17 protein-coding genes and 1 tRNA gene are annotated in these 20104 nt (G+C 68.9%); 15 read left to right on the plus strand and 3 right to left on the minus strand.

Going from position 1 to position 20104, the window contains the following annotated elements:
- The first annotated feature begins 62 nt into the window (after positions 1-62).
- Both AB4070_RS00815 and AB4070_RS00820 read left to right on the plus strand, forming a co-directional pair.
- A complete protein-coding gene (locus AB4070_RS00815; RefSeq protein WP_441979019.1) occupies positions 63-1607 on the plus strand; it encodes a M81 family metallopeptidase in 1545 nt (514 codons plus the stop codon).
- The gene (locus AB4070_RS00820) at positions 1604-2944 is read left to right on the plus strand and encodes an alpha-L-fucosidase (protein ID WP_441978505.1); all 1341 of its coding nucleotides are present in this window, start codon (positions 1604-1606) and stop codon (positions 2942-2944) included. Before AB4070_RS00815 ends, AB4070_RS00820 begins: the two co-directional genes overlap by 4 nt.
- A 73-nt stretch (positions 2945-3017) precedes the next feature.
- Here the strand turns inward: AB4070_RS00820 and AB4070_RS00825 are convergent, their stop codons facing one another.
- Positions 3018-5873, minus strand: coding sequence for an FAD-binding and (Fe-S)-binding domain-containing protein (locus AB4070_RS00825; protein ID WP_441978506.1), 2856 nt, complete (start codon positions 5871-5873; stop codon positions 3018-3020).
- A gap of 52 nt (positions 5874-5925) precedes the next feature.
- On the opposite strand from AB4070_RS00825, the gene AB4070_RS00830 reads away from it, so the two are divergent.
- On the plus strand, positions 5926-6588 hold the full coding sequence (locus AB4070_RS00830) for a GntR family transcriptional regulator (protein WP_441978507.1): 663 nt from the start codon (positions 5926-5928) through the stop codon (positions 6586-6588).
- 13 nt (positions 6589-6601) lie between these two features.
- On the opposite strand, the gene AB4070_RS00835 is transcribed toward AB4070_RS00830, so the two are convergent.
- Positions 6602-7570 (minus strand): hypothetical protein, encoded by a 969-nt coding sequence (locus AB4070_RS00835; RefSeq protein ID WP_441978508.1) that lies wholly within the window; start codon positions 7568-7570, stop codon positions 6602-6604.
- 86 nt (positions 7571-7656) lie between these two features.
- On the opposite strand from AB4070_RS00835, the gene AB4070_RS00840 reads away from it, so the two are divergent.
- From AB4070_RS00840 to serA, 3 genes are all read left to right on the plus strand, one after another.
- Positions 7657-8157, plus strand: a complete 501-nt coding sequence (locus AB4070_RS00840; protein ID WP_441978509.1) for a hypothetical protein — start codon at positions 7657-7659, stop codon at positions 8155-8157.
- Complete coding sequence (locus tag AB4070_RS00845; protein WP_441978510.1) at positions 8154-8489, plus strand: hypothetical protein; 336 nt, start codon at positions 8154-8156, stop codon at positions 8487-8489. The genes AB4070_RS00840 and AB4070_RS00845 overlap by 4 nt, the downstream gene beginning before the upstream one ends.
- A 124-nt stretch (positions 8490-8613) precedes the next feature.
- Positions 8614-10218 carry a phosphoglycerate dehydrogenase gene (gene serA / locus AB4070_RS00850; RefSeq protein WP_441978511.1) on the plus strand — a complete coding sequence of 535 codons (1605 nt, stop codon included), beginning with the start codon at positions 8614-8616 and terminating at the stop codon, positions 10216-10218.
- Between the two features lie 64 nt (positions 10219-10282).
- On the opposite strand, the gene AB4070_RS00855 is transcribed toward serA, so the two are convergent.
- A complete protein-coding gene (locus AB4070_RS00855; RefSeq protein WP_441978512.1) occupies positions 10283-10825 on the minus strand; it encodes a TetR/AcrR family transcriptional regulator in 543 nt (180 codons plus the stop codon).
- Positions 10826-10919: 94 nt separating this feature from the next.
- Between AB4070_RS00855 and AB4070_RS00860 the strand changes: the two genes are divergently transcribed.
- The 9 genes from AB4070_RS00860 (at position 10920) to AB4070_RS00900 (ending at position 20018) form a co-directional block, all read left to right on the plus strand.
- Entirely contained in the window at positions 10920-12455 is a 1536-nt protein-coding gene (locus tag AB4070_RS00860; RefSeq protein ID WP_441978513.1) for an MFS transporter, read from the plus strand.
- Positions 12456-12536: 81 nt separating this feature from the next.
- Positions 12537-13580, plus strand: coding sequence for a 3-isopropylmalate dehydrogenase (locus tag AB4070_RS00865; RefSeq protein WP_441978514.1), 1044 nt, complete (start codon positions 12537-12539; stop codon positions 13578-13580).
- Between the two features lie 62 nt (positions 13581-13642).
- Entirely contained in the window at positions 13643-14743 is a 1101-nt protein-coding gene (locus AB4070_RS00870) for a branched-chain amino acid aminotransferase (RefSeq protein WP_441978515.1), read from the plus strand.
- Between the two features lie 131 nt (positions 14744-14874).
- The gene (locus AB4070_RS00875; RefSeq protein ID WP_441978516.1) at positions 14875-15651 is read left to right on the plus strand and encodes a fumarylacetoacetate hydrolase family protein; all 777 of its coding nucleotides are present in this window, start codon (positions 14875-14877) and stop codon (positions 15649-15651) included.
- Positions 15648-16907: an MFS transporter gene (locus tag AB4070_RS00880; protein ID WP_441978517.1), complete on the plus strand. Its 1260-nt coding sequence runs from the start codon at positions 15648-15650 to the stop codon at positions 16905-16907. The genes AB4070_RS00875 and AB4070_RS00880 overlap by 4 nt, the downstream gene beginning before the upstream one ends.
- Positions 16904-17668: a class I SAM-dependent methyltransferase gene (locus AB4070_RS00885; RefSeq protein WP_441978518.1), complete on the plus strand. Its 765-nt coding sequence runs from the start codon at positions 16904-16906 to the stop codon at positions 17666-17668. Before AB4070_RS00880 ends, AB4070_RS00885 begins: the two co-directional genes overlap by 4 nt.
- Before the next feature lie 55 nt (positions 17669-17723).
- Positions 17724-18284, plus strand: a complete 561-nt coding sequence (locus AB4070_RS00890; protein ID WP_441978519.1) for a hypothetical protein — start codon at positions 17724-17726, stop codon at positions 18282-18284.
- Positions 18285-18339: 55 nt separating this feature from the next.
- Positions 18340-19845, plus strand: coding sequence for a glutamate--tRNA ligase (gene gltX / locus AB4070_RS00895; protein WP_441978520.1), 1506 nt, complete (start codon positions 18340-18342; stop codon positions 19843-19845).
- Between the two features lie 101 nt (positions 19846-19946).
- Positions 19947-20018: transfer RNA gene (locus AB4070_RS00900), tRNA-Gln, on the plus strand.
- Positions 20019-20104: the final 86 nt, after the last annotated feature.

The following is a 20104-nucleotide window of genomic DNA, read 5'->3' on the forward strand; positions in this document are numbered from 1 at the left end:
CGAACCCCGCACCACAAGGAGTACCTCACGTGACCGCACGTCCTGAAGCCCACGAGATCTGGATGGGCCCGCTTCCGACCGTCTCCGAAGGCGGCATAGCCCTGCCGCGCATCGGCATCGCCGGGATCTCCATCGAATCGAGCACCTTCTCGCCCCACATCTCCGGTGACGAAGCCTTCACGGTTCGTGCCGGCGAGGCGCTGCGGGGGTATTACCCGTTCCTGGACCACGGACGCGAACTCGCCTCGGCCGCGGACTGGGTGCCGCTGACCCACGGACGCTCTCTTCCCGGCGGGGCCGTCGCGCCGGAGACCTATCGACGGATGAAGGATGCGATCATCGCCGGCATCCGGGAGCTGGGCCCCTTCGACGGATTCTTCTTCGACATCCACGGCGCCATGAGCGTGGTCGGCATGGACGACGCCGAGGGCGATCTCGCGCTCGCGGTGCGCGCCGCCCTCGGCCCCGACACGCTGGTCTCCACCTCGATGGACCTGCACGGCAACGTCTCGGAGGTGCTGCGCGACGCGGTCGACCTGCTGACCTGTTACCGCATGGCGCCGCACGAGGACTGGATGAACACCAAGGAGCGTGCGGTGTGGAACCTGCTCGCCCGGCTGAGGGGACCGGACGGCTCCGACCCGTTGCGCCGGCGTCCCTTCTCCGCCTGGGTTCCCGTCCCGGTGCTGCTGCCGGGGGAGAAGACCAGCACACGGCTGGAGCCAGCGCGCAGCATCTACGCCCAGCTGCCCGAGATCGAAGCCCTCCCCGGGGTGGTCGACGCCTCCGTGTGGATCGGCTACGCATGGGCGGACGAGCCGCGGTGCCAGGCCTATGTGGTGGTCACCGGGGACGACGAGCAGCTGATCGCACGGGAAGCCGAGCATGTCGCGCGGATGTTCTGGGACGCGCGCGAGGACTTCGTCTTTGTGGCCGAGACCGGCTCGCTCGACGAAGCTCTCGACAAGGCCCTCGCTCCGGGAGCGCCGCGGCCGTACCTGATCTCGGACTCGGGGGACAACCCGACGGCCGGCGGTGCCGGAGACGTGACCTGGACGCTCGCGCACCTGCTGGAACGCCCCGAGCTCACCGACGCCGGCCGCACCACTCTGGTGGCCTCGATCTTCGACCGCGAAGCCGTCGCACAGGCCGTCGCCGCCGGCGTCGGAGCCACCGTGTCGCTCGACGCCGGAGCCCGGGTGGATTCCGGTCCGCATGGACCCGTCACGATCACCGGGAGCGTGTTCTCCGTCACCGAAGGCGACCCGGATGCGGGCACGCAGGTCGTCATCGCGGTTGGCGGTCTGCACGCGATCATCACCGAGCGCCGCAAGCCGTTCCACCACCTCTCCGACTTCCGGATGCTGGGCCTCGAGCCCACCACCGCGGACATCGTCGTCGTGAAGATCGGCTATCTCGAACCCGAGCTCTACGAACTCGCCGAGGGATGGACTCTCGCGCTGACCCCAGGGGGCGTCGACCAGGACCTGCTGCGGCTGGGCCACCACCGTCTGCAGCCGGGTGTCTACCCGTTCGACGCAGACGGCGATCCAGACCTGACCGCCGTCGTCGTCCGCCGCGGAACCGCAGAGGAGCAGAACGCATGATGAACTTCGAGAAGCGGACAGGACCGGGCTTCGGCGCGGACGCCCCCGTGTACCCGACTCAGGGCGTGCCCGACTGGTATCGGGACGCGAAGCTCGGATTCTTCGTCCATTGGGGGCTGTACTCGGTGCCGGCCTGGGCGGTGCAGCACGGCGACGGCGTGAACATCCCCACCGAGGACGCGTACGCCTGGCATCAGTACGCCGAGTGGTACGGCAACACCGTGCGGATCGCGGGCAGCCCCACCTGGGAACGCCACCAGCAGCTGTTCGGCCCCGGCACGTCGTACGAGGACCTGGCCGATCGGTGGGACGCCTCGGCGTTCGACGCGGATGCCTTCGTGGGCGAGTTGGTCGGTGCCGGGGCGAAGTACATCGTCCCCACGACCAAGCACCACGAGGGTTTCTGTCTCTGGGACACGGCGACCACCGGTTTCAACGCGGTCGCTCGTGGTCCGCGCCGCGACCTGATCTCCGAGTTCCACGACGCCACCCGTCGCGCGGGGGCGAAGTTCGGGGTGTACTACTCCGGGGCGCTCGACTGGCACGTGAGCGACTTCCCGCCGATCGAGTCCGACACCGATCTGTTCCGCTTCCGTCGCAACGATGCGCACTTCGCCCGCTACTCGGCTGCCCAGCTCGAAGAGCTCGTGTCCCGCTTCTCGCCGGACGTGCTGTGGAACGACATCGAGTGGCCTGACGGTGGCAAGGGGTACGACGAATATGCGGTCGCCGCCCTCCTGGAGCGGTACTTCGATGCGGTGCCCGACGGTGTCGTCAACGACCGCTGGGGCGTCCCGTACCACGGCTTCCTCACCCGCGAATACACGGACATCCCCGAGATCATCCCGGATCCGTGGGAGTCGACGCGTGGACTCGGCTACTCCTTCGGCTTCAATCAGGCAGAAGACGAACGCCACTCCCTGTCCGGCGCGGCGCTGATCCGTCTGCTCGTCGATGTCGTGGCGAAGAACGGCAACCTGCTGATCAACGTCGGCCCCGCAGCGGACGGCTCCATCCCCGAGCTCCAACGTCGTGCGATGCGCGAGCTGGGCGCGTGGCTGCAGACGAACGGAGATGCGGTCTACGGCACGCGCCCGTGGATCCGGATGGGGGAGCGCAACGGTGCCCCGCGTCGCTACACGACCACCGGGTCGACCGTGCACGTGCATGCGCTCGACCCGAGCGTCGGGACGCTCGACCTGCCGGACGAGCTCGTGCAGTCCGACCTGCGCTGGACCGACGGCAGTGAGGTCGAGAACGCCGACGGTGATCGTGCGGTCGTGGTGATCCCCGCGCGTCTGCGTGGAGAGGCCGTCGCGGTGCTGTCCGCAGGCTGAGACGGACGGATCGCGACGAGACGAGGGCCCTCCCGACCCGTGTCGGAAGGGCCCTCGGCGTCTTCGCACCGAGTCAGGGGCGGGTGAGCTCCTCGAGCACCTCGATCACGTGACGATACGGACGGCCGGTGGCGCGGGTCATGCCGATCTCGCAGGTGCGGTTCGCCGAGACGAAGGCGTCGAAGCCGCCCTGTGCGCGTTCGGCAGCTGCGATCTCCGCAGACTCCTGTGCCGTCGCGCTGGCGGTGAGCTCCGGGTGCAGCATGCCGCGGTCGCCCGCGAAGGCGCAGCAGCCCCACCCTTCGGGAACGAACACGTCATCCGCGACGGCGGCGGCGATCGCGGTCAACGCTCCCGTCGCTCCGAGCGCCGTCGTGGAGCACGTCGGATGCACGGCGACGGTGGGCAGCTTCGCGGGCACGCTCAGCTTCGGCAGCACTTCGCGCGCCACGAAGGTGGTCGCGTCTTCGATTCGCAGCCCGGCGTATCGAGAGCTCTTCGCGACGGCCTGTGCGAGCATCACGTCCAAGCCCTCGGTGCACGAGGCCGCGTCGCACACCACGGGAAGCGCGCCCGCACGACTGGCCTCCCACAGCGAATCGAGCACCCGGTCCGACATCAGGGCATAGCCGTCGAGATGCCCCTTCGACTTCCAGGGCGTCCCGCAGCAGAGGCCGCCGTTCTCCTCCGGGATCACGACGGGGATACCCGCGCGGTCCAGGAGTGCTCGCAGCGCATTCCGTGACCCCTCGCCGTCTCCCTCCGCGCCGAACATGGTGCCGATGCACGCGCCGAAGAAGACGGCCTGCGCATCGGTCGGCTCCTCCGGACGCGGCGGCTTCGAGCCGCCGTGGGGGAGTCCTCCGTCGTACAGTGGCACGGTGTCGGCACCCAGAACCGCGCGGCCGAGGCGCGTGACCCCACGGACCAGAGGGGCGGGGAGGGCGTCCGCGATGGTGAGTGCGACACCGCCCGCGCGGGTGACCGTACCCCAGTGCTTGGCTGCGGTGCCCCACACGGCGGCCTCGACCGCGTTCGACTGCTCCGCGCGAAGGCGACGCACCAGGTCGCCCGTGTTGATGTCGACCGGGCAGGCCACACCGCACATGCCGTCGACCGCGCAGGTCTGCACCCCGTCGTAGTCGTAGTCCTTCTGCAGGTCGCGCAGCAGCTCGGTGTCGCCCTGTTCCTCGGCCCACGCCATGTCGCGGCGGATCACGATGCGCTGTCGAGGCGTGAGGGTGATGCTCTTGCTGGGACAGGTCGGCTCGCAGTAGCCGCACTCGACGCAGCGGTCGACTTCCTTCTCCACCGTCGGCACCCGTTTGAGGTCGTGCAGGTAGGAGTCGGGGTCATCGGAGAGCACGACGCCCGGGTTCAGGATGCCGTCCGGGTCGAAGAGGCTCTTGATCTCCCACATCATGTCGGTGAGCTGGTCGCCGTACTGCCGGCGGACGAACGGCGCCATGATCCGACCGGTGCCGTGCTCCGCCTTCAGCGACCCCTGCTGCGAGAGCACGAGTTCGACGAGGTCGTCGGTGAAGCGCCGATAGCGCGCGACGCTGTCCGCATCGTCGAACCGCTCGTTGAGGAGGAAGTGGACGTTGCCGTCCTTGGCGTGCCCGAAGATGACCGAGCCCTCGTAGCCGTGCTCGGAGAACAGCTCGATGAGGCGCTCGCAGGTGTGGAGGAGACGCGGCACGGGGACCACGATGTCTTCCAACAGTGCGGTCGTCCCTGACGGTCGGGCGCCCGCGACCGCCGTGTAGAGCCCCTTGCGCACGTGCCACAGTGCAGCACGCTCTGCCGCATCCGTGGTGAGACGCGGGGCGACGGCGAGCGGGAGGGCCTCGAAGTGCGCCTGGGCGGCGGAGCTCGACGAGGCGAGGGCGTCTGCGTCCGGAGCATGGACCTCGACCAGCAGAGCGGCGTGTCCCTGTACTTCGATCTGGGCGATGGCAGCTGGCACGTCGCTCAACCCCTGCGCGACACGCAGCGAGGCGGCGTCCATCAGCTCGATCGTGGCGAGGCCCAGTCGCGTGAGGTCAGGAAGAGCGGTCATCGCGGCTGACAGCGTGTCGAAGACCAGAAGGCCGGTCGCGATCGACGGGCGCACCTCGATCGTGCGGAAGCGGGCTTCCGCCACGAAGGCGAGCGTGCCCTCGGAGCCGATGACGAGGTGCTCCAGGATGCGCACCGGATCGTCGAAGTCGAGCAGCGCGTTGAGCCCGTAGCCCATCGTGTTCTTCATCGAGAACTGCTGGCGGAGGAAGGCGACATGCTCGGGGGATGCCAGCAGGCGCTCCCGCAGCGAGAGCAGTCCCTCGGCGATGGCGGGTTCCGCCGCGCGGAGCACCTCGTTCGCATCCGGGTGGCCGGTATCGAGGATCGTGCCGCTGGGGAGCACGATCGTCATCGACTCGATCGTCCGGTACGAGTTCTCGGTGATACCGCACGCCATGCCGCTGGAGTTGTTGGCGACGACGCCGCCGATCGTGCACGCGATCTCGCTCGCCGGGTCGGGGCCGAGCTTGCGGCGGTACCTCGCGAGCCTGGTGTTGACCTGGCGCACGGTCGCACCCGGACCCACTCGGACCGCGTCGCCGTCATCCTCGACGCGGATGCCACGGAAGCCGCTGCGCGTGTCGACCAGGATGTCTCCGCTGACGCTCTGACCGGACAGGCTGGTCCCGCCCGAGCGGAACGTCATCGTGCGCCCGGCAGCTCTGACCGCTGCGAAGGCACGAGCGACGCCATCCGCATCAGCGGGGGAGAGGACCGCATCGGGGATCAGCAGGTAGTGGGAGGCGTCGTGCGCGCGGGCGAAACGGTCGATCGAGCGTGCGTGCACCTGCGTCGTCGGCCCCAGCAGGGCGGGGTCCAGCGGCTCGGCGAGGGTGGTCTTCACGGTGCTCCTCTGCTCCGTCATGAGATTGTCAGACAAGTGTACCGACTAGGGAGCCCTTCGATAGGCTGACCGGATGAGCACCATCTCGGAAGCGCCACTCGGAGTCGTCGGCGTCGTCGATGCCGTGACAGCGCAGCTGCGCGGTCGCATCCTGAGCGGTGCGATCCGCTCCGGCTCCCCGATCACCGAGGCCGCGGTGTCGCAGAGCTTCGGAGTCGCACGCCCGAGCGCGAAGGCGGCGATCGAGCAGCTCGTCGCCAGCGGCCTGCTCGTGCGCACCGCGCACCGGAGTGCGCGCGTCGTCGACATCGACTCCGTGACCGTGCGTGACGTGTATCGCACCAGGTCGCGCCTGGAGAGTGCGTCGCTGCGCGAACTCGCCGCGGCGAAGAACGTTCCTGCCGCGGCTCTCGCGGCGAACGCGGAGATCATGGCGATGCCCGGGGGACCCGACGCTGCGACCGTCGCTCCCGACCTGCGCTTCCACACGGCCCTCATCGACGCGCTGGAGAGCGAGCGCACCGGCCGCATGTACCGCAGCGTCCTCGACGAGGTGCGGCTGTGCATGGCGCAGGTGCAGGGCCGCCGTCTGCTCGATGCCGCGGACATCGCCGCGCAGCACGCCGACATCCTCGATGCCGTGGCGTCAGGGGACGGGGAGCGGGCGGCCGCCCTCCTCGAGGCCCATCTGTCGTCCGCGGAGGAGCGGCTCGTGGAAGCGCTCGACGCGGACTAGCGTCGATTCGACGTCACGGCGCCGGTGCCTCCTCGACCACGATGGGGGCCTCTGTGGGGTCGGCCCAGACCGGTGCGGGGAGGACCGTGTCGACCTGGCCCGCCTGGATCGCGCGCAGAGCCTCGGTGATCTCCTCGTCGTTCTCCGGCACCGGGAGACCGCAGGCGCGCAACTCGGAGCCGAACTGCAGGGTGAGGCGGATCTTCCCGGCCTCGACGGCCTGAGCGGTCGTGCCGGTGCGGATCTCGCTCCCGGTCTGGATCGCGGGCACCTCGTCGCAGACGTGGTAGACCTTGCCGCCGTCGACCCAGACGACCTCGTCCTTGCCGAGGAGTTGGATCACGGCCGACTGATCGGCTGTGTACTGCTCGACGGACGGCGGGTTGAAGTCGGCGCCGATGAAGACCGCGAGGGCTGCGAGCACGACGCCGACGATCCCGGCTGTGGCCTTCTGGCCCTTGTCCATGTCCTTGTTGAGGAAGATCAGGATGACGAGGGGGAGGAAGGCGACCACCGCGATGATGGCCCCGAGCTGGTTCTGCACGAAGAACCGCGCCTTGTCCGCCCTGCGAGCCGGGTCGAGGCGATTCGCCTTCTTCCACAGCACGGAACCGGTGATGGACAGAGCGGCGATGACGACGAGCAGCACGAGGAGTGCGATGAACGCCCATTGCGGGAAGGTCGCCGTGACACCCTGCTCCTCCAACAGCCCCGTGTCGGGGTCGCGCACCAGAGTGCCGTCCTCGCCGACGAAGACCCGCTGACGCAGGAGCCAGAAGATGCCGACGCCCTCTCCGATGATCGCGACCGCCCAGAGGATGCCGGCGATCCAACGGAACCGCGTGGCCTTCGTCTTGGCTTCCGGAGTCGGGACCCAGCCGGCGGGCGGCTCGGGATTCGAGGTGGTCGATTGAGAGGTGGCGGGTGCAGAGCCTGCGGGTGTCGATCCGCTGCTGGCATCCGTCTTGTCGTTGTCGGCCACGGTGCTCCCCTATCACGTCCGATGCCCGCCGTTCCGGCTCGAGGCAACCCCGATCCTAGTGGACCGCGTGTCCTACGCTGGGGGACATGACTTCCGATTCCGACGACGCCCTCAGTTGGGACGGCGACGAGGCCTCGAACCCCAAGGAGCGCGCCCTTCCGCGAGGCTGGAACGCCGTAGGCCGGGGGAGCGACGAGGTGGGGACGATCGAGGAGGACGGCACCGTCGAAAAGGCGCCAGCCGAGGAACAGGTGCCAGCCGAGGAACAAGTGCCAGCCGAGGAGCAGGCGGGCCTGAGCACGCCGATGCTGCTGCTCGTCGGCATCGTCGGGGGCATCTATCTCCTCTACACGATCGGCTGGATCGTCGGCGGACTGCGGCTCCAGCCCCTTGCGTCTTTCCTGGTCTCCGATGTGATGTTCCTCCCGTGGTTCTTCCTCGCGATCGCCGCCCCGGCCCTCTGGTTCCTCGCGAGCTGGGTGCTCCCACGGGGAAAGGCGGGCTGGATCCGCGTCGCCGTGCTGCTCGCCGGCGTCGTCCTGCTCGTTCCCTGGCCCTTCGTCACCGTGGGGGTGATCGGATCATGATGGCTTCCTCGGCCGGAGCGCCGGCGACCGCGAACTCTCCCCGCTGGCTCGTCGGGCTCGTCACCGGACTGGCCGGACTGTTCTACGCCTACGCCGTCTGGAACGCCGTGGCGCACCTGATCACGATGGCCCAGACAGGGCTGACCGGGGGAGGTTGGGCGACTCTGCTGTTCGGCGTCGTCTTCCCCGCGATCGTGTTCGCCTTCGCATATGCGATCGGACGGCGTCGCACGGTGGGAGAGCTGGCGCTCGTCTTCCTCGCCGGGCTCGGCGTCGTCGCCGTGTTCTGGATGAGTCTGATCGCGCTGAGCCTCACGATGCCGAGCGCCTGAGCCGCCCCGTCGAGACACGTCACACGGCACAGAGCGCTGTCGGCGCTCCGGTAGAGTTGTGGCGATCGCGCCCCCATGGTGTGCGGCGCATCGGCCCCTGCCGCGCTGCCCCGAAGGATCCACTGTGCCGAAGCCTGTCGTGCTCATCGCCGAAGTACTCTCTCCCGCCACGATCGACGCTCTCGGTCCCGACTTCGATGTCCGCGACGTCGACGGCACCGACCGTGAGGCGCTCTTCGCCGCACTCGCCGACGCCGACGCCGTGCTGGTCCGCTCCGCGACGCGCATCGACGAGGAAGCCCTCGGCCACGCGCCGAAGCTCAAGGTCGTCGCCCGCGCCGGCGTGGGCCTGGACAACGTCGACATCAAGGCGGCGACGGCTGCCGGAGTCATGGTCGTCAACGCCCCGACCTCGAACATCGTCTCGGCCGCCGAGCTCACGGTCGGCCACATCCTGAGCCTCGCCCGCCGTATCCCGGCCGCACATGCCTCCCTCTCCGCCGGCGCGTGGAAGCGCAGCTCCTTCACGGGGGCAGAGCTCTTCGAGAAGACGGTAGGCATCGTCGGCCTCGGTCGCATCGGCGCGCTCGTCGCCGCGCGCCTCGCGGCGTTCGACATGCGTGTCGTCGCCTACGACCCCTACGTCACGTCCGCGCGCGCTCAGCAGCTGGGCGTGCAGTTGCTCTCCCTCGACGAACTCGTCGCCGAGTCGGACTTCCTGACCATCCACATGCCCAAGACCCCGGAGACGACGGGCATGATCGGCGCCGAGCAGTTCGCGGCGATGAAGCCGACCGCGTTCGTGGTGAACGTCGCCCGTGGCGGCCTCATCGACGAGGAGGCCCTGCACGCGGCGCTCGTCGCCGGGGAGATCGCGGGTGCCGGTCTCGACGTCTTCACCTCGGAGCCGCCCGCTGAGGGCGGCACAGCTCGTCCGCTGCTTGACCTCCCGAACGTGGTCGTCACGCCCCACCTCGGCGCGAGCACCGAGGAGGCGCAGGAGAAGGCAGGCGTCTCGGTCGCTCGTTCCGTGCGCCTCGCCCTGGGTGGTGACCTCGTCCCGGACGCGGTGAACGTGGCCGGCGGCGTCATCGACCCGTACGTGCGCCCCGGCATCTCGCTCGTCGAGAAGCTCGGCCAGATCTTCGCCGCGCTCGCGACGTCGCCTCTCACCAGCCTCGACGTCGAGGTGCACGGCGAGCTGAACGACTACGACGTGAGCGTGCTCAAGCTCGCCGCGCTCAAGGGCGTGTTCACCAACATCGTCAGTGAGACGGTGTCCTACGTCAATGCCCCGCTTCTCGCCGACCAGCGCGGGATCGCGGTGCGGCTGCTCAAGGACGATGAGAGCGACGAGTACCGCAACGTCATCACTCTCAGCGGTGCACTGTCCGACGGCACGCAGCTCTCGGTGTCCGGCACGCTCACCGGTCCGAAGCAGACGGAGAAGCTCGTCGGCATCAACGACCACCGGCTCGAGCTGCCGATCGAGAAGCACCACGTCGTGATGCTCTACACGGACCGCCCCGGCATCGTCGCCGTGTACGGCCAGAAGTTCGGCGAGGCCGGCATCAACATCGCCGGAATGCAGATCGCCCGTCAGGCGGCGGGCGCCCAGGCGCTCAGCGTGCTGACGCTCGACTCGCCCGTGTCGGACGAGCTGCTCGACGACGTGCGTGGCGCCATCGACGCCGACCTGTTCCGTCAGATCGAGATCACCGAGATCTGATCGGCAGACACGAGAGAGGGCGGGAGCGTGAAGCTCCCGCCCTCTCTGCTGCCTGCGGTGACCCTCAGGCGGTCGCCTTGAGGACCAGGGTGATCAGTTCCGCGAGTTCATCGCTGCGGGGCACGAGTCGCTCGGGGCCGTGCACGTCGAGTGAGTTGTTGAAGTAGAGGCCGTCGCTCACCAGCATCACCAGATCGAGGCTCGCGTTGTCGCGCACGTGGGGGCGGATGGTCTCCGCCCAGCGGCGCCTCGTGTCGCGGAGCATGTCCGCCGCGGGGACCGACCCGCCCTGGGCGAGGCGCGTCGTCGCGATCAGCACGCGGTCGAGTGCGTCATCCTCCATCACGGAGGTGCGCACGTAGTAGGCGACGGGACCTTCCTCCGCGGCGGCCATCCGTTCGAGGTCCATGGTCGTGAGGCGATCGAGCCGTTCCACGAGGCCGGCCTCGAGCTCGTCCTTGGAGCCGAAGTGGTAGAGCAGACCGCCCTTCGACACACCGGCCGCTTTCGCCGTGGCGTCGAGCGTCGCGGCTCGTTCGCCGTCTTCGATGAGGATGGCTTCGAAGGCGTCGAGCACTTTCTCGCGGGCGAGCGGAGGTCGGGGCATCGTGGATCCTCTGCGGAATCGGGGGCGGGACTTCTGTTACTATACCATCTGGACGGTTCACTAACCGTGCGATCAAGATCCTGAGAGGTGTTCCATGACCCGTACTGCGTCGATCCCGACGACAGAGACGGATGCTCCCCGCGTCGGAGCCCGCGGCTGGGCGGCGCTCGTCGTCCTCATGCTGCCGGTGCTGCTGGTGTCGGTGGACAACACGGTGCTGAGCTTCGCGCTCCCCGAGATCTCCATCGCGCTCGCGCCCACAGGGGCCGAGCAGCTGTGGATCATCGACGTGTACCCTCTGGTGCTCGCAGGCCTGCTCGTCACCATGGGTACCTTGGGCGACCGATTCGGGCGTCGGAAGATGCTGCTGATCGGAGCCACCGGTTTCGCGGCTGTCTCCGCCCTCGCGGCCTTCGCGCCCACGGCCGGCCTGCTGATCGCCGCTCGTGCTCTGCTCGGCTTCTTCGGGGCGATGCTCATGCCGTCGACCCTGTCCCTCCTGCGCTCGATCTTCCAGAACCGCGACCAGCGCCGCATGGCGATCGCGGTGTGGGCCTCGGCCTTCTCCGCAGGATCGGCGCTGGGGCCGATCGTGGGCGGATTCCTCCTCGAGCACTTCTCCTGGGGATCCGTCTTCCTGATCGCGGTACCGGTGCTGATCCCTCTGCTCGTGGCTGCGCCGTTGCTGGTGCCGGAGAGCCGTGACCCGCACCCCGGTCGCATCGACCTGATCAGCATCGTCCTGTCGATGGCCACGATGATCCCGGTGGTCTACGCGATCAAGTCGCTGGCCGTGGACGGTCCGAGCCTGAAGGCCGGCGCGTGGGCACTTCTCGGCCTCGCGATGGGTTTCCTGTTCGTGCGGCGACAGCTGCGTGCCAAGACGCCGATGCTCGACATGGCGCTCTTCAAGCGGGGATCGTTCTCCGGGGCGATCCTGGTCAACCTGCTCAGCGTCGTGGCCCTGGTCGGCTTCCTCTACTTCGTGTCGCAGCATCTGCAGCTCGTCCTAGGGCTGTCGCCGATGACCGCGGGTCTCGCACTCGTGCCGGGAATGGTGGCGATGATCGTGGCCGGGCTGTCGGTCGTGCCGATCTCGCGCCGGATCCCGCCGCACATCGTGATCCCCGCCGGGCTCGCGTTCTCCGTCGCCGGGTACCTGATCGTCGCTCTCACGACGCACGAGCACGGCGTCCTGCCGCTGGTGATCGCGTTCGTGGTGCTGGGCATCGGCATCGGCGCGGCCGAGACGATCTCCAACGAACTCATCCTGTCGAGCGCTCCTGCGGCCAAGGCAGGAGCGGCCAGCGCGGTGTCCGAGACGGCGTACGAGCTCGGAGCGGTGCTCGGGACGGCTGTGCTCGGCGGCATCATCACGGCCTTCTACCGCGGAGCGCTCGTTCTTCCGGCGGGACTTCCCGCCGACGTGGCGCATGCCGCGGAGGAGACTCTCGCGGGCGCCTACACCGCTGCGCAGGCGCTGCCGACGCAGCTCGGCGATGCGCTGTGGCAGGCGGCGTCGGACGCGTTCGGCTCCGGCGTCACCGTCACCTCGCTCATCGGCGCCGGCCTCGTGGTCGTCGCCGGAGTGATCGCGGCCGTCACACTGCGCAAGGCACCCGCGCACTGACCAGTACGCTGGGGGGACCGGCTCGCCTGCTCTCGGGCGGGAACGAGCCGGTCCACCCCCGTGCAGTGCGCAAGGAGTCTCATGTCGCGTGTCGTGAAGCTGGCCGTCATCCCGGGTGACGGCATCGGTCCCGAGGTCATCGCCGAGGCGGAGAAGGTGCTCGACGCCGTCACTGCCGACGGCGACGTGACGTTCGACAAGACCCGCTTCTCGCTCGGTGCCGGCCGATTCCTCGAGACCGGCGACACGCTCACGGATGACGACCTCGCCGCGATCTCCGCTCATGATGCGATCCTCCTCGGTGCCGTCGGGGGGACGCCGGGGGACCCGCGGCTGAAGGATGCGAACATCGAGCGCGGACTGCTGCTCAAGCTGCGGTTCACTCTCGACCACTACGTGAACCTCCGCCCCTCGAAGCTCTTCGCCGGGGCACCCGGCCCGCTGTCGGACCCGGGGGAGGTCGACTTCGTCGTCGTCCGCGAGGGTACGGAGGGGCCCTACGTCGGCAACGGCGGAGCGATCCGGAAGGGGACGCCGCAGGAGGTGGCGAACGAGACCTCCGTGAACACGGCCTTCGGTGTCGAGCGGGTCGTCCGCTATGCGTTCGCCCTCGCGGAGCGTCGTCGCAAGAAGCTGACCCTCGTGCACAAGACCAACGTGCTCGTGCACGCGGGCGCCATCTGGCAGCGCGTCGTGAACGAGGTCGCCTCCGAGCACCCCGACGTCGCCGTCGACTATCTGCACGTCGACGCCGCCACCATCTTCCTGGTCACCGATCCCTCGCGCTTCGACGTGATCGTGACCGACAATCTCTTCGGTGACATCCTCACCGACCTCGCCGGCGCCGTCACGGGCGGCATCGGCCTCGCCGCATCGGGGAACATCAATCCCGATGGCGCCTTCCCGTCGATGTTCGAGCCCGTGCACGGCTCGGCGCCGGACATCGCGGGTCAGCAGAAGGCCGACCCGACCGCCGCGATCCTCTCCATCGCGCTGCTGCTCGACCACCTCGGCCTCGCGGCCGAGTCGGCGCGGGTGAGCGCCGCGGTCGAGGCGGACATCGCCGCCCGGAGCGGTGCCCGCACCACCGCGGAGATCGGCTCCGCGATCACTGCCCGTCTCTGAACAGCGGGCGTAGGCTGACAGGGCGCGAGGATGCGCCCGCCCCACGAGGATTGGATGATGACATGACGACGATCGACGCCGAGACGAGCGTGGCTCCCCTGGAGTTCGCCGTGACGAAGAACCTGACCGCGGCCTCGCCGGCACGCGTCGCCGAGGTGCTGGAGAACCCCGGGTTCGGGGTCGTCTTCACGGACCACATGGTCGACATCTGCTGGTCGGCCAAGGGCGGCTGGCACCGTCCGCGCGTGCAGCCCTACGGTCCGATCCCGCTCGACCCCGCCGCCTCCGTGCTGCACTACGCACAGGAGATCTTCGAGGGCATCAAGGCGTATCGGCACGCCGACGGCTCGATCCACACCTTCCGTCCCGACCGCAACGCCGCTCGTCTGCAGGCCAGTGCCCGCCGCCTCGCGCTGCCCGAGCTGCCGACGGAGTACTTCATCCAGTCGCTCCGGGAGCTCATCGCCGTCGACGGCCGGTGGGTGCCGTCCGGCGCCGACCAGAGCCTGTATCTGCGCCCGTTCATGTTCGCCAAGGAGGCCTTCCTCGGCGTGCGGGCGGCGCAGAAGGTCGCCTACTACGTGATCGCGAGCCCCGCCGGCGCCTACTTCACCGGGGGCGTGAAGCCCGTGCGCATCTGGCTCTCCGAGGACTACGCCCGCGCGGGTCGCGGTGGCACCGGCAAGGCGAAGACGGGTGGCAACTACGCTTCCAGCCTGTTGCCGCAGGCCGAGGCCAGTGCGAAGGGCTGCGACCAGGTCGTGTTCCTCAACGAGAACCGCGACGTGGAGGAGCTCGGCGGCATGAACGTCGTGTTCGTCTTCAAGGACGGCCGGGTCGTCACGCCGGAGTCCGACAGCATCCTCGAGGGCATCACGCGCGACTCGCTGCTGCAGCTGGCCGAGGACCGCGGCTACACGGTCGAGAAGCGTCCGATCTCGATCGACGAGTGGCGCGAGGGCGTGGCCTCCGGCGACATCGTCGAGGTGTTCGCCTGTGGCACGGCCGCGGTCGTGACCCCGATCGGCGCGCTCGTGGGCGAGGGCTTCGACGAGCCGCAGCCGCTGGGCGAGCTCGCACTGTCCCTCCGCGAAGAACTCACCGACATCCAGTACGGCCGCCGCGAGGACAAGCACGGCTGGCTCCTTCGCCTCGACGCCTGAGATTCCCGCTGCCGAGACCCACGTCCCCCGCCGACACCCACGCTGTCGTCCGCCCGGGGCCGTGGGTCTCGTCGCGAGCGGTGGGTCTCGGAGGGTGCTGGGACCGGTGAGGCGCTCGATAGGCTGATCTCATGAAGATCGCCCGGTTCAGCCACGACGAAGCCATCATGTACGGGATCATCGACGAGCGTGAGCTCGTGGTGCTCGCTGGTGACCCGATGTTCACGGGGTATGAGACCACCGGTGCCCGCGTGCCACTCGCGGATGCTGCGCTGCTCGCTCCGGTGATCCCGCGGTCCAAGGTCGTCTGCGTCGGCAAGAACTACCACGATCACGCGGCGGAGATGGGGGGAGAGGCGCCCGAGGAGCCGCTGCTCTTCCTCAAGCCGAACACGTCGGTGATCGGGCCCGGAGACACGATCGTGCGTCCGACGCTCTCCGAGCGCACCGAGTACGAGGGTGAGCTCGTGGTGGTGATCGGCAAGATCGCGAAGAACGTGAAGGCCGAGAACGCACTCGACTACGTGCTCGGCTACACGATCGGCAACGACGTCACCGCGCGTGACCTCCAGCGCAAGGACGGTCAGTGGTCGCGGGCCAAGGGCTTCGACACCTTCTGCCCGCTCGGCCCCGTGATCGAGACGGACTTCGATCCGGCCAAGGCCACGATCGAGACACGGGTGAACGGCGAGGTGCGGCAGCAGGCGCCACTCAGCGACATGATCCACTCGGTGCCGGCGATCATCGAGTACGCCTCGGCGGTGTTCACTCTGCTTCCGGGCGACGTCATCATGACGGGGACTCCGGCGGGCGTGGGCACGTTCGAGGCGGGAGACGTCGTCGAGGTCGAGATCTCCGGACTCGGCATCCTCCGCAACACCGTGCGCGACGCCGTTCCCGTGTCATGACCGATGTCGCCCTGACGGCGACGCAGCAGCAGGCGGTTCAGCGGCGTACCGTCCTGGTGCTGTCGCTGGGGCAGGTGCTCGGCGGGATCGCCTTCGGCGCCACCGTCTCGCTCGGCGCCCTCCTCGCGGCGGACATCTCGGGCAACGACGCGCTCTCCGGACTCGCGACCGCTTCCGTCACTCTGGGAGCGGCCGCGTGCGCGATTCCGCTCGCCCGTCTCGCCGCCCGCGTCGGGCGTCGTCGCGCACTCACGCTCGGGAACCTGTTCGCCCTGGTGGGCATCGCGGTCGTCATCCTCGCCGCGTCTCTGCGGATCTTCCCGCTGCTGCTCGTCGGCATCCTGATGATCGGGGCAGGCAACGCGGGAAACCTGCAGTCGCGGTTCGCGGCGACCGATCTCGCCGCTCCCCGGCATCGCGGCAGAGACCTGTCCATCGTCGTCTGGTCGACCACGATCGGCGGGGTCGCCGGTCCGCTGCTTCTCGGGCCGGGGGAGATCGTCGGCCAGGCGGTGGGGATGCCGCCGCAGACGGGCTCGTATCTCTTCTCCTTCGTCGCGCAGTGCGCGGCGCTCGTGCTGTACGTCGTCGCTCTGCGTCCGGATCCGCTGCTCGCGGCACAGCGCCTCGCGAAGGCCTCGGCTTCGACGGACGGGGTGGTGGCCGGGGATCGGCCGCGCGTGGCCCGGTACGCGATCTTCGCGATCGCCGGATCCCACGTGGTCATGGCCTCGGTCATGGCCATGACGCCGGTGCATCTCTCGCACATGGCGCACGGCGCCGGGGGCATGGCAGCGACCCCGGCGGATGTGTCAGCGCTCGTGGGGATCACGATCGCCTTGCACGTGGGTGGCATGTACGCGCTCTCGCCCGTCTTCGGTGTGCTGGCCGACCGTTGGGGCAGGCTCCAGGTGGTGATGCTCGGGCAGGTGCTGCTCGCCGGTGCTCTGGCGTTCGCGGTGTTCACCGGTACGGAGGCGTGGGGCGTGATGGTCGCGCTCATCCTGCTCGGACTGGGATGGAGCGCGGCGACGGTCGCCGGTGCCGCTCTTCTCACGGAGTCGTCCGCACCCGAGCTCCGTACACGGAGGCAGGGCCGCAGCGATTCTCTGATGAGCTTGTCGGCGGCGGCGGGATCGGTGCTGGCGGGTGTGGTGCTGGCGAACTTCCAGTACGCGGGGCTCGGTGTGGCGGCATTCGTCCTGGTCATCGCGATCGTGGCGCTGTCCCCGCTCGCCCGCGCCGGCTCCCGATGAAGGACTGGGCCGGCGTCGGCGAGGCGTATTCCGCTTCCTACGCCGAGCTCTGCGCAGGGACCCTGCCGGCGATGCAGCGCGCACTCGGGGCACCGACCGGACGCAGTCTGCTCGACGTCGGCGCGGGTGACGGCAGGCTCGCTGCAGCCTGGGCCGATGCGGGATGGCGCGTCCAGGCCTGTGAGCCGGAAGCATCCATGCGCGCGGTGTCGCGCCGCGACCGTCCGCAGATCGACACGATCGACGCGGGGCTGCCGGATCTGCCGTTCGCCGATCGCGCCGTCGATGTGGCCGTCGCGAACTTCGTCTTGAACCATGTCGGCTCCCCACGCAGGTCGGCAGCCGAGCTGCGACGCGTGAGCCGTGGCGCCGTGGTCGCGACGATCTGGACGCTCTCGCCCTCGTGGCTCTGGGCGGAGGTCTCGGAACGCGCGGGAGTGGCGTCATCCGCGGGTGCGAAACTGCCTGTCGACGAGGAATTCGAGCGGAGCGCCGCCGGCTTCGCGCAGATGCTGCGGAGCGCGGGGCTTGAGCACGTGACCGCCACCGAGCACGGCTGGACCTGGAACGCGGACCCGAACGTGCTCTGGCGTTCGGTTGAAGGGGGCGTGGCCGGTGCCGGTGCTCTCTACGCCCGGCTCGGACACGATGATCGTCGGCGATTCCGCGCGGCGTTCGAGCTCGTCGTGGACGAGCGCAGCGTGGAAGGCTTCCTGCCGCTGGAGCATCGCGCGGTAGTAGCCGTGAGCATGTCGCCCTGAGCTTGTCGCCCCGAGTTCCCGCGAATGCGTTGCGCGCTGCGCTACGGTCAGAGCCATGTCCTCTCTCGCCGGACGGGTCGCCGCAGGTGCCGTGCTCGCCGCCACCGTCGGTGTTCTCGCGGGGTGCGCACCGAGCATCGGGACCCTTTTGAGGGACAGCCTCACCGACTCCGTGGAAGGTGCGCAGGACGTGCTGTGGGAGTACCGCGACCAGATGGTCGCGGATCCGGAAGCGACCGTCGCCGGACTCGACTTCCTCGCGGATGCGCGCGGCGGGGCCGAGACCGGCAACCGCCTCTACACCCTGCTGGCCGTCGAGGAGTCCGGTGATGACGTGACCCTGACGCTCGCGGTCGAGGGTGGGGCGGAGACCGGCGGAGGGCTGTGGTACCAGCAGTCGACCGCTGCGACGTGCGTCGACTTCGTCTTCCCTGAGGCTGCCGCCGAGATCCGGGCGGAGGGGGCTGCCTGCGGTGACGCCGTTGATGCGGCCAGCTACGACGAGGTCGTCCCGTTCTCAGACCTTCAGGTGCGGGAGACGGTGACGGTGGCGGATTACCCGCCTCCGATCTGCCAGTGTCACAGCGGGGGCGATTGCGACTGCCCCGGAGGCTGAGCCCTCGCACCCGGCCGACGGGCGAATGCGCGGTCCCCCGTAGAATCGAAGGGCTATGGCTACCCCTCACCCCCTCACCACGACCGTCAGTGGTGCCGACGTCCGCGTCCGCTTCTGCCCCTCGCCGACCGGATTGCCGCACGTCGGCATGGTCCGCACGGCTCTCTACAACTGGGCCTACGCCCGTCACAACGGCGGAAAGATGGTGTTCCGCATCGAGGACACCGATGCCGCCCGTGACAGCGAGGAGAGCTTCCGCCAGCTGGTGGACGCGCTCACCTGGCTCAAGATCGATTGGGACGAGGGCGTAGAGGTCGGTGGACCCCACGCTCCATACCGGCAGTCGGAGCGCCACGACATCTATCGCGAGGTGATCGACAAGCTCATCGCCACGGGGGCCCTCTACGAGAGCTACTCCACCGCCGAGGAGATCGACGCGCGCAACGAGGCCGCCGGTCGCGCCAAGCAGCTCGGTTACGACAACTTCGACCGCGACCTCACAGATGAGCAGAAGGCAGCGTTCCGTGCGGAGGGTCGTCAGCCCGCGCTGCGCCTTCGGGTACCGGACGAAGACGTCACGTACGTGGACCTCATCCGCGGCGAGGTGACCTTCCCCGCAGGATCGTTCCCCGACTTCGTGGTCGTGCGCCCGAACGGCGTGCCGCTGTACACGTTCGTGAACCCGGTCGACGACGCGCTCATGGGCATCACCCACGTGCTGCGTGGTGAAGACCTGATGCCGTCCACCGCCCGGCAGCTCTCGCTGTATGCGGCTCTCATCGACGCGGGCGTGACGACGTTCGTTCCGCGGTTCGCGCATATGCCGTTGGTGCTGGGGGAGACCGGCAACAAGAAGCTCTCCAAGCGCGACCCGCAGGCGGATCTGTTCCTGCACCGCGACCGCGGCTTCATCCCCGAGGGACTGCTGAACTACCTCGCCCTGCTCGGCTGGTCGATCGGACATGACCGCGACGTGTTCTCGCTCGACGAGTTCACTGCTGCGTTCGACATCGTCGACGTGAACCCGAACCCGGCGCGCTTCGACCAGAAGAAGGCGGAGTCGATCAACGGTGACCACATCCGGATGCTGGGCGAGAAGGACTTCGCCGAGCGGACGATCCCGTACCTCGCTGCGGCCGGACTCTTCGACGAGCCGACGCACGAACAGCTGGTGACGGCGTTCCGCGTCGCGCCGCTCGTGCAGGAGCGGGTGCAGCTGCTCGGCGAGGTACCGGGCATGGTGGGCTTCCTGTTCACCGATGAGGTCTCGTACGCGGAGGACGCTCTCAAGGGCCTGCCGGCGAACGCCGCCGAGGTGCTTGACGCGTGCGTCGTGGCTCTCGAACCCCTCGACGACTTCACCCCGGAGAAGATCCAGGAAGCCCTCGCCGCGGAGCTCGTCGAGAGGCTCGAGCTCAAGCCGCGTATCGCCTACGGTCCGCCCCGTGTCGCCATCACCGGCCGCCGGGTCTCGCCGCCGCTGTTCGAGTCGATGGAGCTGCTGGGCAAGGAGGAGTCGCTGCGTCGGCTCCGCTCGCTCTCGGCGTTCCTGGCCGGCTGAGTCGCGACGCGCCCGGGCGGCGGTTCCCGGCCCACCGGTTTTGGTGTTCCGCCGCCGCTCGGGTAGGCTTGACTCTCGGTGCGAGGCCCTGGTTTCGCCCTTGGGGTATGGTGTAATTGGCAACACGACGGTTTCTGGTTCCGTTATTCTTGGTTCGAGTCCAGGTACCCCAGCAAGATGAAAACCCCCGCTCAGGCGGGGGTTTCTTCGTTTTCGAGACCAACGCGTCGCGTCGAGGGACGACGAGGGTGCCGACTAT

Origin of the sequence: Microbacterium sp. 2RAF4 (genome assembly GCF_052115285.1) — a bacterium.
GTDB classification, from domain to species: Bacteria; Actinomycetota; Actinomycetes; order Actinomycetales; family Microbacteriaceae; genus Microbacterium; species Microbacterium oxydans.